The sequence below is a fragment of the Okeania sp. SIO2C9 genome, from assembly GCF_010672455.1.
Lineage (GTDB): Bacteria > Cyanobacteriota > Cyanobacteriia > Cyanobacteriales > Microcoleaceae > Okeania.
This window is the reverse complement of the sequence record NZ_JAAHGO010000001.1, coordinates 179,103-195,265: the sequence shown is the minus strand read 5'-3', so window position 1 is coordinate 195,265 and position 16,163 is coordinate 179,103. Positions and strand designations below refer to the sequence as shown.

Annotated in this window: 13 protein-coding genes; 4 read left to right on the top strand and 9 right to left on the bottom strand. The window is 36.9% G+C overall.

What is annotated here, in order from left to right; all coding sequences use genetic code 11:
• Window position 1 precedes the first annotated feature (1 nt).
• From glyQ to F6K23_RS00770, 4 genes are all read left to right on the top strand, one after another.
• A complete protein-coding gene (gene glyQ / locus F6K23_RS00785) occupies window positions 2-901 on the top strand; it encodes a glycine--tRNA ligase subunit alpha (protein WP_293149585.1) in 900 nt (299 codons plus the stop codon).
• A gap of 256 nt (window positions 902-1,157) precedes the next feature.
• Window positions 1,158-1,634: a DUF4079 domain-containing protein gene (locus tag F6K23_RS00780; protein ID WP_293149788.1), complete on the top strand. Its 477-nt coding sequence runs from the start codon at window positions 1,158-1,160 to the stop codon at window positions 1,632-1,634.
• Window positions 1,635-2,633: 999 nt separating this feature from the next.
• The gene (locus F6K23_RS00775; RefSeq protein WP_293149584.1) at window positions 2,634-5,087 is read left to right on the top strand and encodes a ComEC/Rec2 family competence protein; all 2,454 of its coding nucleotides are present in this window, start codon (window positions 2,634-2,636) and stop codon (window positions 5,085-5,087) included.
• Between the two features lie 247 nt (window positions 5,088-5,334).
• On the top strand, window positions 5,335-5,496 hold the full coding sequence (locus tag F6K23_RS00770; protein WP_293149583.1) for a hypothetical protein: 162 nt from the start codon (window positions 5,335-5,337) through the stop codon (window positions 5,494-5,496).
• Window positions 5,497-5,980: 484 nt separating this feature from the next.
• On the opposite strand, the gene F6K23_RS00765 is transcribed toward F6K23_RS00770, so the two are convergent.
• The 9 genes from F6K23_RS00765 to F6K23_RS00725 form a co-directional block, all read right to left on the bottom strand.
• Entirely contained in the window at window positions 5,981-7,465 is a 1,485-nt protein-coding gene (locus F6K23_RS00765) for a GH3 auxin-responsive promoter family protein (RefSeq protein WP_293149581.1), read from the bottom strand.
• Window positions 7,449-7,967, bottom strand: a complete 519-nt coding sequence (locus tag F6K23_RS00760) for an acyl transferase (protein ID WP_293149579.1) — start codon at window positions 7,965-7,967, stop codon at window positions 7,449-7,451. Before F6K23_RS00760 ends, F6K23_RS00765 begins: the two co-directional genes overlap by 17 nt.
• 582 nt (window positions 7,968-8,549) lie before the next feature.
• Window positions 8,550-9,266 carry a sterol desaturase family protein gene (locus tag F6K23_RS00755; protein WP_293149577.1) on the bottom strand — a complete coding sequence of 239 codons (717 nt, stop codon included), beginning with the start codon at window positions 9,264-9,266 and terminating at the stop codon, window positions 8,550-8,552.
• 391 nt (window positions 9,267-9,657) lie between these two features.
• Window positions 9,658-10,674 carry an aromatic ring-hydroxylating dioxygenase subunit alpha gene (locus tag F6K23_RS00750; RefSeq protein WP_293149575.1) on the bottom strand — a complete coding sequence of 339 codons (1,017 nt, stop codon included), beginning with the start codon at window positions 10,672-10,674 and terminating at the stop codon, window positions 9,658-9,660.
• A gap of 80 nt (window positions 10,675-10,754) precedes the next feature.
• A complete protein-coding gene (locus tag F6K23_RS00745) occupies window positions 10,755-11,126 on the bottom strand; it encodes a 2Fe-2S iron-sulfur cluster binding domain-containing protein (protein ID WP_293149573.1) in 372 nt (123 codons plus the stop codon).
• An 82-nt stretch (window positions 11,127-11,208) separates the two neighbouring features.
• Window positions 11,209-12,267, bottom strand: a complete 1,059-nt coding sequence (locus tag F6K23_RS00740) for an aromatic ring-hydroxylating dioxygenase subunit alpha (protein ID WP_293149571.1) — start codon at window positions 12,265-12,267, stop codon at window positions 11,209-11,211.
• Window positions 12,254-13,471 carry a P-aminobenzoate N-oxygenase AurF gene (locus F6K23_RS00735; RefSeq protein WP_293149569.1) on the bottom strand — a complete coding sequence of 406 codons (1,218 nt, stop codon included), beginning with the start codon at window positions 13,469-13,471 and terminating at the stop codon, window positions 12,254-12,256. The genes F6K23_RS00740 and F6K23_RS00735 overlap by 14 nt, the downstream gene beginning before the upstream one ends.
• A 234-nt stretch (window positions 13,472-13,705) precedes the next feature.
• Complete coding sequence (locus F6K23_RS00730) at window positions 13,706-14,617, bottom strand: ferritin-like domain-containing protein (RefSeq protein ID WP_293149567.1); 912 nt, start codon at window positions 14,615-14,617, stop codon at window positions 13,706-13,708.
• A 455-nt stretch (window positions 14,618-15,072) separates the two neighbouring features.
• Window positions 15,073-16,086, bottom strand: coding sequence for an aromatic ring-hydroxylating dioxygenase subunit alpha (locus F6K23_RS00725; RefSeq protein WP_293149565.1), 1,014 nt, complete (start codon window positions 16,084-16,086; stop codon window positions 15,073-15,075).
• Window positions 16,087-16,163 lie beyond the last annotated feature (77 nt).

The following is a 16,163-nucleotide window of genomic DNA, read 5'->3' as shown; positions in this document are numbered from 1 at the left end:
TGTGAATTTCCAATCAGTCATAGCCACCTTAAATCAGTTCTGGAGCGATCGCGGTTGTCTCATCGCTCTACCTTATGATACTGAAAAAGGAGCAGGTACAATGAACCCCCACACATTTCTGCGGGCGATCGGTCCTGAACCTTGGTCAGTTGCTTATGTAGAACCCTGTCGTCGTCCTACTGATGGGCGTTATGGGGAAAACCCCAACCGCTTCCAGCACTACTACCAATATCAAGTTCTGATCAAGCCTTCTCCCAATAACATTCAGGATGTTTACCTAGACTCTCTCCGCGCTCTGGGTATTCGCCCAGAAGACCATGATATTCGTTTCGTAGAAGACAACTGGGAATCTCCTACTCTAGGAGCTTGGGGAGTAGGTTGGGAGGTTTGGCTTGATGGCATGGAAATTACGCAGTTTACCTACTTTCAACAATGTGGTAGTATTGATTGCCGACCAGTGTGCATCGAAATTACTTATGGTTTAGAACGCCTTGCGATGTATCTCCAAGAAGTAGATGCGATTACAAAAATAGCTTGGACTGATAAGGTAACTTATGGAGACGTTTATCTTCAGGGAGAAATTGAACAATGTACCTATAATTTTGAGGCATCTAATCCTGAGTTTTTATTTACCCTCTTTGGTCTCTATGAAAAAGAAGCCGAACAACTAACAAAACAAGGATTAGTTTTACCTAGTCTTGATTACGTTCTCAAATGTTCTCATAGTTTTAACTTACTTGATGCTAGAGGGGTAATTTCTGTCACTGAACGCACTCGTTACATTGGCAGAATTCGTAATCTAGCACGCAAAGTCGGTCAACTTTATTTACAACAACGGGAAAGTCTTAACTTTCCATTGCTGAAAGCTAACCCAGAAGGTCAGGCTAAAGCAGCAGCTTAATAAAGTCAGAAATCAGTAGGGGCGAATGGCTATTCGCCCGTACAGAAGTCAGAAGCTGTTTTTGTAACGGGAATTTGAGCAAGCCTCCGAAAACATTTGAGGGCGAATGCCATTCGCCCCTACAAATGGCGTTTTATAAGGTGAATTTGCGTAAGTCCTGTTGTGGTTATTCAAAGAGACATAATATTAGACCCAATTATTTTGATAAACTTAAACTTTGAACAAGAAAGCAAAAACTACCACCAGAGAGAAAGAAATGGAAATCAGAGAATATTTAGAACCAATAGCTGACATCTTCCGCAATTTCGGTACACCAGAACCAATTGTACATTGGGGACATCCATTAATGATGGCGATCGTTGTATTTGTTATGGGTAGCTTTGTAGGTTTTACTGGATGGCGTAGACGAGTAGTTACTGATGAAGCCATAGCTGTTGAAAGTGCCTCTAACCACCGTAAGATGGCACCATTTATGTTTTTATTTATGGCATTAGGTTATACGGGTGGAATATTATCTCTAGTGATGCAGGAACAGCAAATGTTTGAAAGTCCTCATTTTTGGACTGGTTCGGCAGTATTATCCCTACTAGCAACAAATGGTTTTATCTCCCTGACAAAATTTGGTGGAAATCAAGCTGTATTACGTACTACTCACGCTTACCTTGGTAGCATTGCACTTTGTATCATGTTTGTTCATGCAGTGTTGGGTCTAAGACTTGGTTTAGCTATCTAAATTAGGACTTACGCATGAGGTACGAAAAACTAGGACTGGAGATTGCCTTCCGTTCCGGAATGCTCCGCAAACCCTATCGGTCGCAATGACGGAAATACCTTGAAGTGCTTCATTAATGGATAATTGATAATGGATAATTGATAATTACCTCGGGTTTTAACCGCTCTTGATTGAATATAAGGAAATATTATTTCTTTTCTTGGTCGATTGGATATGGCGCAGGTTTCCTGCGCCATCCCACCCAACGGGGAAGCTGCGAAGAGAGAACTCCGTTCCGCTGTCGCGTTTCGCGTCAGCGTTGCGTTACGCCAGTTTTGCGAAGCAAAAGCAAACGACCGCTGTCTTGGTCGATTGGATATGGCGCAGGTTTCCTCGCCATCCCATCCTAACGGACTGCTCCGCAAACGACCGCTTTTTTCCCCTATCCAAGGGGAGGCTTCAAGGCGCGAATTATTTAATTATTAATTAGTTAATTATTCGGTAAGTCCTAGAGAACTAATCTTTCTAAAGCATTGCTAATGTATGGCTATAATTTTTATTGGATGGTGATTTCGAGATGAAACGCTTAACTATTAGACATCTCCAAAAATCAAAAATAAAATTAATTCTCACAAAGAAATTATTAATTCTTTCTCTCTACTGCCTAATCCCTCTTTTCTAGAGATGTCTATTAATTGAAAAGGATTTGAGATTTTGCCAAATTCAAATTTAGGTTTAATAGTTTGATCTTTTCTTTTGCGGGTTTAATACCCCACCGTCAACGGAGGTGCTTAAAATTGGGCATTGCATAATTGCGGGATGATTTTGTCACCAGAGCACAAACCATAATCCCCGTGTCTCCCTGTCTCCGTGTCTCCGTGGAGCGCCAAAATCATCCCAGTATTCAGCAACGCCAAAATTGTGTGGGGTTTGTAGACACGAAGTGGCCTTAGTTGACTATCCATAAGCAATATTCCCTTCTGCCTTATACCTTCTGCCTTCTACCTTCTTCAATGAAATATGAATCAAGCTGTAGCGATCGTCATCAGTCTAGCTTACATATTAGGGCTAGTATCTACCATTGTTCCTTGGGGTATATATGGTATGCTAACTGTGGGGTTAGTCTTAGCAATTATCGTACAACAAGGATATCGACAAAACTTACGAAGGTCTACTAAAATCATAGCAACTTCTCAGCAAAAAATTAATACTGAAGACTTACTCAGAAATGGGCAGTTTCCAGATTTACTCCCAAACAGAACGAGAAAATCTCTGCTAAATTCCAATTGGTTGTGGATCACCGCTGGAGCGATCGCTTTTCTTGCTAGTATTTATTTTTCAGTCCGAGTACCCCAACCATCAATAGATGATGTCAGTAAAATTATTCCCGTTGATGGTGACTCCCAACAACAAGTAGTTACTGTTCGTGGAAAAGTGCTTTCTCTCTCCCGCAAGACTCGCTCAGAAAAAGCACAACTTTGGCTAAATGTCACTCAAGTTAGTGAAATAGTAGGTACTGATGGTTCGGCCAATGTACACCAAGACGTTACAGGCAAACTTTATGTCACAGTTCCCCTATTACATGCAACAGGTGTCTATCCTGGTGAAGCGGTAGCAATTACTGGTTCTTTATACAAACCATCACCAGCAACTAATCCCGGAGGTTTTGATTTTCGTGCCTACTTGGGTAGAAAAGGTGCTTTTGCTGGCATTACAGGTTATAAACTCACCATCACTAACCAAGAAAAGACTAATACTTGGGGATTAAGTCGGATACGCCAACGAATTATTCGCTCTCATGTGAGTTCATTGGGAGTACCAGAGGGTCCCCTTGTGAGTGCAATGGTATTAGGACGTAGAGCTGTAGATTTATCTTATCAATTACGAGACAAGTTTGTCAAAGTAGGGTTGGCTCATGTATTAGCAGCATCAGGTTTTCATATTTCGTTAATTTTAGGTGTGGTGCTGACTTTGACTAAAAGATTGCCTCCCGGAGCAAGATTTAGCTTTGGCATCCTAACTTTAATTATTTACGTTGGTTTAGCAGGTATTTCGCCTTCAGTATTACGAGCAGCATTTATGGGGTTAGCTGCTTTGGTTGGCATCGTTTCCCAACGTCAAGTTCAACCATTAGCTTCTCTAGTTGTGGCTGCAACTTTTCTACTATTAATTAATCCCTTATGGATTTGGGATTTAGGATTTCAGTTGAGTTTCTTGGCAACTTTCGGATTGTTGGTAACAGCACCACCATTAATGAAATATTTGGATTGGTTGCCCTCTGGTATTGCATCTCTAGTTGCTATTCCGATCGCTGCTTCTATTTGGACTTTACCTCTATTACTGTATGTTTTTCATGTTGTATCTCCCTATACTATTTTTGTGAATGTTATTACTGCACCTTTGGTTGCGGTGATTACACTGGGGGGTTTTATCAGCGCCATCGTGGCTTTGATTTCTCCTTATGTAGGTAGTCTTATTGCTGGAATATTGTATTTTCCAGTCAGAGTTTTAATAGAGGTGGTAAATTTTTTTAGCGTGTTGCCAGGAAATCAAGTGGCGGTGGGTGCTATATCAATTTATCAATTGGTTGTGCTTTATGGGTTGATTTGTGGTATATGGTTGTGGAGGAATAGACCGCCAGAAGCGAATCAGAGAAAAAAGAAAAAGTTTTCTCTAAAGTCTTGGCAGTGGGGTGTGATTTTGGCGATCGCCATCATTATTATTCCTCTTTGGTATACTCGAGCTTCTGTGTTTCAAGCTACGATTCTTGATTCATCTGAGGAACCAGTGTTTGTGATTCAAGATGGACGGAAAGTAACTTTGATTAATTCTGGAGGTGAAAATACGGCCAGGTTTATGGTATTACCATTTTTACGCCAGCAAGGTATTAATAGAATTAATTGGTCTATTGCCCTTCATTCTCAAAAAGGTTTGAGTCGTGGTTGGTCAGATATTTTGAATACCTTGAGAGTGAAGATATTTTATGATGTGGAAGCTGATGATGAAAAGAATTATCAAACTAACAACCAACCTGTGCTAGATGCTGTGGGAGCTAGTCGGGCTGATTACTATACTTTAGTAAATAATCAAACTGTTGAATTGGGTTCGATACAGATGAAGTTAATTAATTCTGAGACCCCAATCGTGGAATTTCTGATTCATGGCCAAAAATGGTTATTATTGGGAGATGTGAAATTGCCCGAACAGAGTCGGTTACTATCGGCAAGAAGTTTTCCGCAGACTCAGGTGCTTTGGTGGTCTGGGAATAAACTAAATCCAGAGTTGTTAAATATTATTCGGCCAAAAGTAGCGATCGCTTCGTCTGATTCTGTCCATCCAGATATGGTTGAACTTTGCCAGGAAAATGATATTCTTCTATTTTGGACTGGTCGTGATGGTGCAATTCAATGGACTCCTGCTACGGGCTTTCAAACTACTTTAGAATCAGATAAGGTTGATAGTTCTCTACTTTGATCGAACGAGCAGGCTAGTGCCACTACGCGGAAGTTAAAAGTCAAAAGTCAAAAGTTAAAAGTATTAATTTGTAATTGTTTTAGGATTTTTTAACTGGTCAGTTATTTCCGCCATCCTGCACTAGCACAGATAAGAATTTCAGACTGTTGATCTATATGACCAGGATAGAAGAGCATTGACTTAATCAACGAATAACGATATAATACGTATCTAAGCATCCTATTTAAATGGTATGCCCTCAATCTCTATGAAATCCATTAGAACCAAACTCAAATTAAATAATCAACAAAAAACTCTAGACCGAGACTTGAATGCCTCAATTAATTTAACAGATGCGGTCGGCTTGACCGTTAATGCCTGTGGAGGTCCTGCTGCCGACAGTTCCGGTGGTTTGCGTAGCATTCCGTAGGAAAGCAGGAAGTAAACATTAAAATGTCACGCTATGTGACGTTTTATATCAGTTTTATGAAGCAGGAAAATACTCGAGGAACACATTACCAAAGAATTAAGGTTTAAAGCCTCTCCTTTAAAGGAGAAACAAGCGGTCGGGTGATGGCGAGGAAACCTGCGCCATATCCAATCGACCAAGAGAGAAAAAATTTTTCTTTTATTCAATCCTCTCCCTAAAAGGAAGAGGTAATTAGGGTCTGCTTATGGAAAGTCTTTTTGTTGGGGTAGGAGACAGGAGACAGGAGACAGGAGACAGGAGAAATGGCTTGGGAACGAGGAGATAGGAGCGGGCGTTTTGTCTCTCAATTTTTCTGCCATAATCACCCCAAAATACTAGCATGCACGAGCTTATTCTTGCGAAAAGCTGGTACTTTTTTAGAATCGAAAAACGCTAAAACCTATATCACCCAATGCTTTGGTATTTAATCAGCAAACCCTAATTATCAATTATCCATTATTGAAAGATAGGCCGTAGTCATTAAAATTTCGTGTTTGATATCTCCCCATTTTTTTCCACAGGCTATTTTTTGTTGTAAAATTTTTTCTAGCATATCAGGAGAAACTACAACTTTTGCTGGTGATAATTGGCCATATAATCTAGCTTGACGATAATGGTACGATTGCATTAAAAGTTGGTCTAAATTTTTAGCAATTTCCGATCGGGGTTCGTCAAGGCTATCGACTACTAAGACATAATGGGGTTGAGAACTATTTATGGGAATTAGACTCTTAAAAAAACTTTTTGTAATTGATAACTTTCTAATTACTTCTGCAACAAAATCTTCATGTAATTTCTCTCCCACTAAATCGCTAGTATTTTCTTCTCTACCTATAAATTCTAGACAAGGAGTATTCAAGTAAAATTTTGTAACTAATACGCGATCGCCACTCCGATATCTGTATAATCCCCCTTTTTGGGAAATAATGACGGAATATATTTTATCTTTCTCTAGTTGATGCAGTGGATAGATATTTTTATCCCTACCTTCAAACTCAAAAAATACTTCATCTAATAATGGTACGCATCCAGAAGCTTTAATTAAGGGTACAGTCATCGGTACTTCTGTAGCTAGCAGTCCTTTGCCTTGTACCATTACTCCTGGAAATAATCCTCGTAAATAATCTGCTTGTTCCTTCGAGGAAGCATTATCCCAGCAGGATATTAGTTTAAGTTGTGGCCAGAGTTTTGTCCAAGGAATTGGCGATCGCAGTAACAATTTATAACGTTTCTCTGAAATACGATGTTTTAATTTTTCTGCTAATCTTTTTTGATGGGTTTGAATATATTCGAGATGTATTTTTAAGAAACTCGGACTCCAAATTGATATTATTTCTAATTTTTCTGTTTCTAGGAGTTTAAGGCAGAGCTTTTCTTTAAATTGTTCTACTGTTTTGAATCTTTTTGGCAAGAAGATTATAAAAGGACTCAAAAACAATCTCAACCAAGAATCTAAATATTCTGAATCGTCTTCTAATCCTAAATTTTCTTGATTTTCTTCTAATTGAGGGGAGATACAGAAATAGATTTTTCCCGTAGTAAATTTGGGACCATTTTTAATCAAATCTTGTGCCCAAATACAAAACATTTGATTAAAAGATTTTCGTAAAGATTTTGTATAAGGGATTAATTTGGCTTGACTTCTACTTCCCGATGTTTTTTCGTAAAATATGATTGTTTCTGGGGTTAATAATTTATTTTTACCAGGTTCGATCCATTGTTTTATATCTTCGTAGTTGACAACCGGGATATTTTGCCAGTCTTCTAAAGATTTTATGCCGATATATTTGCCATATTCACTATTTATAAAGCGATCGAATATTTCTTTTTGAACTGCTTTTTGTGTTGTTTCTGAATTTAACAAACTTTGCTCAAATTTGTTGGCAGTAGGGGTTAATATTTTAGCTAATAAGTTAATTAATATTCGCATTTTTATTGGGATATAAATCTGTAGTTACGGGGATAAATGTTTCATCTTTTATATTGACACCGGGGCCGAAACGGCAACCAGCTCCGATAAAGACATTGTTGCCTATTTTAATTTTTTTGACATACAACATTAGGTTATTATTTTTAGGTTTAATAACGTGAGAATAGAGTCTTATTCCGTAGCCAAAAATTACATTATCGCCGATTTCAATTAATCCTCGATCGGCTATTTCTAACTTCGGAGTCCAATAAATATTTTTACCAATTTTTGCGCCCCAAAGTCGTAACCAAATTGAAAATAATCCGGGGATGAGACGTAATAATGTTTCTAAAAATGGAAAGGCAATATATATTGTTTGAATTTGATGACTGCCCCACCAAGGTGAATATTTTTTGTCTAATAAATAAGTTACTCCAGCTTCGAGGGGATAAAAAAGATTATGAATTCGATAGATAATTAGAGGTATTCCGTAAAGAATAAAAATTAGACAAGATATATTCAAAAAATTAGGATGGAAACAAATCGAGATAAAGGAACCGATTGCGAGGGAGATTATTATACTGGGAAACCAAGATAGTAGGATACTTAATAAAGTCATGTTTCAATAATTAATAATGAAATATCACTCAGCACTCAGCATTAGTATTTTTTTATGTTTAAGAGGGGATATCCCTCTTATATCAAACACTGATTAACCACTCCTCAAGAGTCATCTTAAGATGACTTAAACTATTAGCCAAGGATTGAAATCCTTGGCGAGCTATGTCATCCGCCAAGAAATAAATTTCTTGGCTCAAAGCAGAAGTCATCTAAAAGATGACTAAAGATAGCTAGGGTGCATCTCATATTTGTAAAAATACTTTTTTCCTATATATTCCCTGTTGCCAGATGAGCTGTTGCCTGTTGCCTAAAAGCGATAAATTTTTGGCTCTATTCAAAATTGAGATGCACCCGATAGTTAATTTATTATGGCTAATTAATGAGACTTGATATTAAACTATCCGGCTTATAGAAGCTGGGGATTTAACCCAAGGTCAAAAAGCTGAATGCTGAATGCTGAATGCTGAATGCTAAAAGCTGATAGCTATTTAAAAGGAAAAAATAATTTTTGTTTAAGAGTAAGTTGAGTTGTAATTCCCAGATTTTGAGGAGGTTTATCGCTAGTAAAATTAGTCCTGTGAATTACGTCCCAAATTTTTAAGTTAGCACCATAATTACCTATTTGGGGATTATTACTATGATGCCAAGCATGGTCTTGAGGAAGTATCAACCAAGGAGATAAAAAGCGAGCGAGAAAATTGTTAGATTTCGGTTCAATTTCGCTATGCCTCCATAAATCTAAAGCAGAAGTAAGACTAACTCCTAAAATGTACCAACTCGGATCTATTAGTAGATAAATAAATAAGGAATGTACCCAAAGATAGATAATGAAAAAACTCGTCCATAGAGTATTTCTAGAAGTTCCAAAAACATTTCTCTGAGTGACAGTATGATGCACTTTATGCAGATGCCAAAACCAAGAACTGTGTAATAGACGATGGTTCCAATAATAGAGATAATCTATTAACACAAAACTGAGAATAAAAGCTGGGACTGAAGTAATATTTATACTATTTTCCCAGTGAGGGAGAAGAAATTTATAGCCTTGGTAAACTACTGTAATTTGTAGTACTGGTATGACCAAACCCTGAAATAATAATCCAGTCATATCTAGCAACCAATCTTGCCAATTTGTTTTCCATACATCTTGACGAGTTAAAGTTAAAATCGTCAAAACCCAAAAAGTAATAAAAACAATCATTTTTAGATAGGGTTTGCTGAATAAAGTATGAGTGGTAGGAGACAGGAAACAGGAGACAGGAGACAGGAGAAATGGAAATTATAGAGGAGGTAGTCTTCAATAATTAATAATTAATAATTAATAATTAATAATTAATAATTACCTCTTCTTGAAAACGGATAGGATTGAATCAAAGGAAAAGTTTTTCTTGTTTCTCCTTTAAAGGAGAGGCTTTAAACCTTTATTTTTCGGTAAAAATTTATGTTTATAATTCTATCCACACTTTCGGAGTCTTCAATCTCTCGACCTCCCCTTTTCCCCACACTCCCCACCCTCCCCACACTTCCCACCCCCAAATATATGATAAGTATTCAACCGAATTTGATATGACTCCTGACTCCTGACTTCTTCTTCAAACCCAAAAATTTACATTTACTGCTTTATTTGCTAATTGTCTAGGATCTTCTCCAATAGCAATTTTATCAATAATAGATTCGACAAAAATGTGAATAGTATCTGCGGGTGTATTAGCAAAATTAGTCCCGTATTTTTTTATTACTTCTTGCTGAAGGTTCAAAATTTGCACGTCTTGACTGATAATATATTGAGCAGTCCAATATACAAAAGGACGAGCAATTTTATTCCAAATGCCGTAGTTATAGGTAACGTCGGTGTAAACTAAAGTAGAGTCCTCTGTTTCGGGAATAGATTGACTGGTAATAAATAACCTTCTATTTTTTCCCAAGTTGTATTCGACACTGGTAATATTAGGCATTTGAAAACTGTCTGTATGTTGAATTTCTGCACCACTGGGATTAAGAAATTTGGCATACCATCCTAAATTATTAGTCTCTTGTAGATATTCGACAAATACCGATCCGTTTTTCCTCTCCACAGTCATCGTTAATTTTTGTTTCCGGGGGTTGCGAAATATCCCCGGATGTACTGTTACAGTGTGAGGAATATCGATAAAATTTTCGGCGCAATTGGTAATATTGTTGTGAAAGCGATTAATTACTCGTACAGTTTCCCAACCAGGTTGACGGTAATAAGGCATGGGAAAAGGATTAAACTCGTTATTATCTGAAAGTTTGACGTAAATATAGTCGTCTTCTTCTCTGGTTTGATAAGATTTTGCACTACGACAGTTTAATTGTTTAAAATTATCCCCTTCTGCAGGTACAGAGACAACTTTACCAGTGCCATCGTACACCCAACCGTGATAGGGACATTGAATCTTACCTGCATTTACTTTACCCCAAGATAAACGATTATTTCTGTGCATACAGCGATCGCGCAACACAACTGGTTTACCATCTTCGTCACGAAATACTACTAACCATTCTCCTAATATTGTTCGACTTAATACTTGATTTTTCCTAAGTTGCTTGCTTAATGCAACTATATACCAAAAATCTTCAAATTTCATATTTTTCTTTTGGGTTTAATATCCCACCGTCAATGGGAGTGTTTAAAATTGGTTGGGGTTATAAGACGCGGAGTGGCCGATCAGAGACTATCCCCATCCACTTTTTCTTCCTTCTTTCCTTCCTTCCTTACTTCTTTCCTTCTTCCTTCTTCCTTCTTCCCTCTTCCTTCTTCAATGATTTTGATGTTATTTGTTAGTTTTATTTGACAAGCTAGTCTTGCTTGTTTATTTCCGGGTGAGAATATTTCTAGTATTTCTAATTCTTCTGAATTTGGTGGTGGGATATCTCCTTCTACTTCTACTAAACAAGTTCCACAAATACCCGTTCGACATCCAAATAATACGGGAGAATTTTGTACTGTTAGATGTTGGGAAAGTTGGGAGTCTCTTTCTAAGGCTAAAGTTGGATATTTTGTATCTGAAAAGCTGATATTGTAAGTATTTTGATTCATTTTTATTCTCCTTCAGTTTGAGCGGAAATATTTTGCTATTTTCCCTTATATCAAATCCGGATAATTAGTTGTCGAAAACCTTTTACCTTCTAATTTCATTCCTTCCCTTCTGCCTTCTGCCTTCTGCCTTCTGCCTTCTGCCTTCTTCAAGGTTAAATTTACTCCAGAGAGATATATCTAATTTATTCACATATTCCATATACTTTGCCAATGGTGTATCTATATCGAGCAAAATATTTGGATTAAAACGAATATTATCGTAAATTTGTCCGTCTTCATCTCGTAAGGCATAATAAGTAAGTCGAGTACAAAAAATTAAGAATCTCGCAACTAAATTTCCCCATATACCTCCGCGCTTTTCAGTAACATAAATAGGTTGAATGCGAGTCTTTCCATCGAGAGGAGTATAAGCATAAATCATATGTAACTGAGGAAATAATTTCACATTTTTCATTATGGTTAAAAGTCCCATACAACCATCAGCATATCTCATCGTATATTCGTAATTTTCGCCTAAAAATTTCCGTCCGATTTTCTCTCTAAAAGTCTGGTTAGGAAATTTGCCACTGAGAGTAAAATCAATAATATTTCCCCTTCGATTTTGCTGCAATTTTAAATCCATTTCGATATTTATCTTATGGACTGTTTGTAGATGTTGTGAGTCGATACCGTTCATCATACAAATATGGTGGTGACAACTGCGCGTAAATGCTTTGTCTGCTACTGATAATAATTTTTTACCTTTTAATTCATCAAATTCTGTTACTCCTGCCGGAGCTTCTTTATCTGGATATACCCAAATAAAGCCATATTTTTCATCAGTAACATAAGCTTGTAACTTAGCTCGAGTAGGAATAGTATTTTGACAGGGAATATCTTGACAATTACCAGCGCCATCGAACGCCCAATGGTGAAAGAAACAGCGAATATAATTTCCATCTACTCTGCCAATTCCTAGATCCGTTCCTAAATGGGGACAATAAGCTTCTATTGCATTTACTTTGCCATCTTCACCACGAAATAAAACAATTTTTTGCCCGCAAATTTCTACAGATTTTGCCTTATTTAAAGGTATTTCTTGACTGGGACAAGCAATATACCAACCTTTAGCAACTACATCCCAATTATTAAAGATTTTCATGGTTTTTTTCCCATTTAGAAAACAATCGTTTTTGAACTGCCAAATATTTATCTATAGAGTTAGAACTCATTAAAGACATTTCTCGATTACTCGGCCAGATATAATCGAGAGATTCGATATAAACCTTGTAAGATTCGACAGCTTCTTTATGGGTATTATAACTTCTATATAATCCTTCCGATTCTGTTGTAAAACAAGCCAACATTATTTCTTTTGCTTCGCGAGAGTCCATGCCAAAAATATTACTTGTAAGAACTTGATAAATCGCTGAATATAGTGCCGGATCGTACCAAAAAATCCCGTTAATTGCTACTGAAAAATGATAGTGGTCTTTTTGACAACCTCTTATTCCTAAATTAGCTACCATTTTTTCAAATTTAGTCGGTTTTGGCAAACAATTTATAACATCTTGAGAGATAATAGTCGAACTATTAAAGTGAAAACTCTCATCAAGAAAATGATAATAAGAAATTTTGCTCGGAATCGGTACTTGATTTTTATCCACATAATTTTGATAATAACGACTGAGTTGATGCTGAACTATTTTCCCATTTAAAGTTCTCAGTCCGCGAACTGTAAAATACTGACAAGCTAAAAAAGTATTGTCAGAAGAAAGCAAACCAAAACAATGTAACTGTACCTTCTTCCACCAACTTTTTAACCGATTAGTATCGGCAAAAATCATAGTTTCAGAAAAAGGCGATCGCATCGGATAAGAAAAAATACGCCTTCCAAATAAACTAGCTTCTACTCGTTCACAAATAATCTTAAAAGCATTAATATGCGCCCTTTCTTGACTGGACTCCAAATCTAAAGTATCACAAACTAAACGAAAATCTTCCTGAGCATAAAGCCCAGCAGCGCTAGTCTGATTAAAAAAAATAGTAGCAATTTCAGCCGAAATAATTTGAGAATAATAAGCTACCCAATAAAGCTGATTTAAAATAATCCTTTGACTGGGACTAGATTGCTGCCATAAACGAGTTCCATAAAGTAAAGAAAACTCTTCTGGATGCCAATACTCATTTTGACAATCTTGGTAACAAAAATCAGCAGCAACAGCATCCAACAATTCAGTACAATCCTGTTTACGATTGCGCTTATAATTAACTTTTAACTTGTGATAGAATGGGTGTTTACTCCCCATTGCGTAGGAATCGCAAGGCAAACGATTATCCTTAACTTCCTCGAAAATATTATTCATAACACAAAATTCTAAAAAATGCATAAATGAGCAGGATAACGAAGTCAGAAGTCTGTAGGGGTGATTCGCGAATCACCCCTACAGAAGTCAGAAGCGAGTGTGTAATTCTGAGGTCCCCTTTCTGGAGGAAATGCTACGCAAACAGAATGTAAGACACACTTCATCACAGTCAGAAGTTGTTTTTGTAACGGGGATTTGAGCAAGTCTCCAAAAACATTTTGCTTAGGTGGGGTTTTAGACCCAATTATTTTGATAAGCACTAAATAATCCTTTTTCCTCCAATTCAGTCACAAATACACTTCCTTCCTGACCAATTAAAGAACGAAGTATACTCAAACGACTACTGCTATGACTTTCAGCATCCAACTCCTCAAATAACTTGATTTTTTGCGATCGAGATAAATCCCCCAAAACCATCTCAACAGCACTTAAGACTCTTTGAGGACCAACCCGAATCATCTCTAAAAATGATGCTAGAATTTCTAATATCGCCCTTCTACTACTCAAATCAAGATGTTGTTGCTGAAATAAAGTTACCCCAGTAGCATGATGTCGAGACTCATCATCCAAAAAACTGCGAAACACAATACTTAAATCTCGATCGCCACAACCTTTTGCTAAACTGCGATAGTGACTCAAACCCCATCCTTCTAAAACCACCTGAAGTACAAATAAAATTACACTTTTATCCTCACTTTCGACGACATCCCCCAATAACTGTAAAAAAAGATCGTCCGTATCTAGAGGGATGCGTTCGAGAAAGGGCATAATCTTAGCTAAATGAGTAGTTTCATCGGCAGCAAATAGAGAATAAAGCATCCTTTCTTCTGTAGTCTCCGACAATAGCACCATTTTTGCCATATAACCCATTCCAGCTTTTTCGATAAAATAAGCTTCTTCTAACAACTCTCGACTAGCTACTTTGAGAATGTCTTTCTTTTGCTGGAGGGTAGCATTTTGAAAAACAGTGCTATTGTCTAAATTAAAATAACCAGCATCCCAGTAAATGTGATTACTGCTGTCGCTAGGCTCCGCCAACACCTTATCTAACCGAGAATCTAATATGCGTTTAAGTTTAGCGCATTTTGTCTGAGATAAATCAAAACCAGCTATATTTTTTTTCATCATAAACTTATTTTTTTTCATTTCCCTCTTTACCGAAAAATTGTGGGTATGCGCCTCCCCTTTTACAGCGCTTTTCAAATTGATGAACCACATCTTCACACATCAAACCTTGTAGGGACGTTCCATGGAACGTCCCTACTGTGGTCTACCCAAATGAAAACCGCTGTAAGGGGATAATAAAGAAAATTTTTCATTATTAGTCAATCCTCTTCTTTTCAAGGAGAGGTAATTATTCATTATTCATTATTCATTATTCATTATTAATTGTTGAAAGCAAGGCTAATTCATTGTCGTCAGAGAATATTTACAACCCCATATTTTTTAAATCCTGTACTTCCCACACTCCCCACACGGAGACACAGAGATAGCGAGATAGGGTGTCACTGACACGCCAGGTCCCCGCGTCTCCGCGTCCCCATGTCAAATCTTACTAATTAATTATTAATTATTAATTATTAATTATTAATTATTAATTATTAATTGTTGAAACCATCAACTTCTCCCCAACTTCCCCAACTTAAAGCTTGTTGAGCTTCAGTATGTTTAATAAAATCAACGATAGCTCGATCCGCTGGTGTCGGAGTTTGTAAATTAAATTTAATGGTTTGAAAAATCCGTGTATCCCCTTTAGCAAAATAATTTCCTACCAACCAAGTTAAGCAAAGTACAATCCGATTAAATAACCATCCCAGTAACCCAAAACGTTTTTTAGCGATCAAGATTGTTTTTCCTGCTGTCTTCCCTCCCTCCAACCCACGCAAAGCAAACATAATATAAAAATGAAGGAAGTCAGGGCCAATCGTTACAGTACCCGTACTACCGTACCAGTAACAGATTTTATAAGTAACTTCGTTGCGATAAAAAGGACGAATCAGTTTAATTAAGAAAGAATCGTCACCTCCTCTAGTAGTATTGTTAAAAGCAATCGCATTTTCATTGATCTCTTCTTTGTCGAAATTTATTTCTAGAGGTAAATTGTGAACTGTATTAAAATGATGTGCGTCGATCGCGTTAATTGTTAATACGTTGGGATGGCAATTTTTAATAAAGCTATTAGCGACTATTATATCGCATTCTTCTTTTTCTAATTCTGGGACAAAAGGTAAAGATTTTGGTGATTTTTTTCCTGTCCAAACCCAAATTATACCGTATTTTTCTGCTGTAGGATGGATTTGTAAATTAACAGGTAAAGATTTATTTAAACAAGGAACTTCAATACATTTACCCTCATTATCAAACTTCCAATTGTGAAAAAAACATCTTATCCCTTCTCCTTCCACTTTTCCTTCTGCTAAATGTGCCCCCATGTGAGGACAATAAGCATCAACAGCAATAACTTGTTTTTCAAAGTTACGAAAAATCGCCAATTCTTTGCCCAACAAACTAACTGCTTTTATCTTGCCAATTCCCAACTCTTTTGCCGGAATTGCCCAATACCATCCCTCAATAAAACAATCGGAGTTATTAAAAACTTTCAATTGCTCTTTCATCTGCTTAAACTACTCAAATAATTCTGATTTTTACTTTAGACATCTCCAGAAATTATACTTATGGATCGTGTTTTGTG

Bases quoted from the DNA above. Each gene is read 5' to 3' on its own strand.
- F6K23_RS00780 (WP_293149788.1), top strand. From the start codon at position 1,158: ATGGAAATCAGAGAATATTTAGAACCAATAGCTGACATCTTCCGCAAT.
- F6K23_RS00775 (WP_293149584.1), top strand. From the start codon at position 2,634: ATGAATCAAGCTGTAGCGATCGTCATCAGTCTAGCTTACATATTAGGG.
- F6K23_RS00770 (WP_293149583.1), top strand. From the start codon at position 5,335: ATGAAATCCATTAGAACCAAACTCAAATTAAATAATCAACAAAAAACT.
- F6K23_RS00765 (WP_293149581.1), bottom strand. From the start codon at position 7,465: ATGCGAATATTAATTAACTTATTAGCTAAAATATTAACCCCTACTGCC.
- F6K23_RS00755 (WP_293149577.1), bottom strand. From the start codon at position 9,266: ATGATTGTTTTTATTACTTTTTGGGTTTTGACGATTTTAACTTTAACT.
- F6K23_RS00750 (WP_293149575.1), bottom strand. From the start codon at position 10,674: ATGAAATTTGAAGATTTTTGGTATATAGTTGCATTAAGCAAGCAACTT.
- F6K23_RS00745 (WP_293149573.1), bottom strand. From the start codon at position 11,126: ATGAATCAAAATACTTACAATATCAGCTTTTCAGATACAAAATATCCA.
- F6K23_RS00740 (WP_293149571.1), bottom strand. From the start codon at position 12,267: ATGAAAATCTTTAATAATTGGGATGTAGTTGCTAAAGGTTGGTATATT.
- F6K23_RS00735 (WP_293149569.1), bottom strand. From the start codon at position 13,471: ATGAATAATATTTTCGAGGAAGTTAAGGATAATCGTTTGCCTTGCGAT.
- F6K23_RS00730 (WP_293149567.1), bottom strand. From the start codon at position 14,617: ATGAAAAAAAATAAGTTTATGATGAAAAAAAATATAGCTGGTTTTGAT.
- F6K23_RS00725 (WP_293149565.1), bottom strand. From the start codon at position 16,086: ATGAAAGAGCAATTGAAAGTTTTTAATAACTCCGATTGTTTTATTGAG.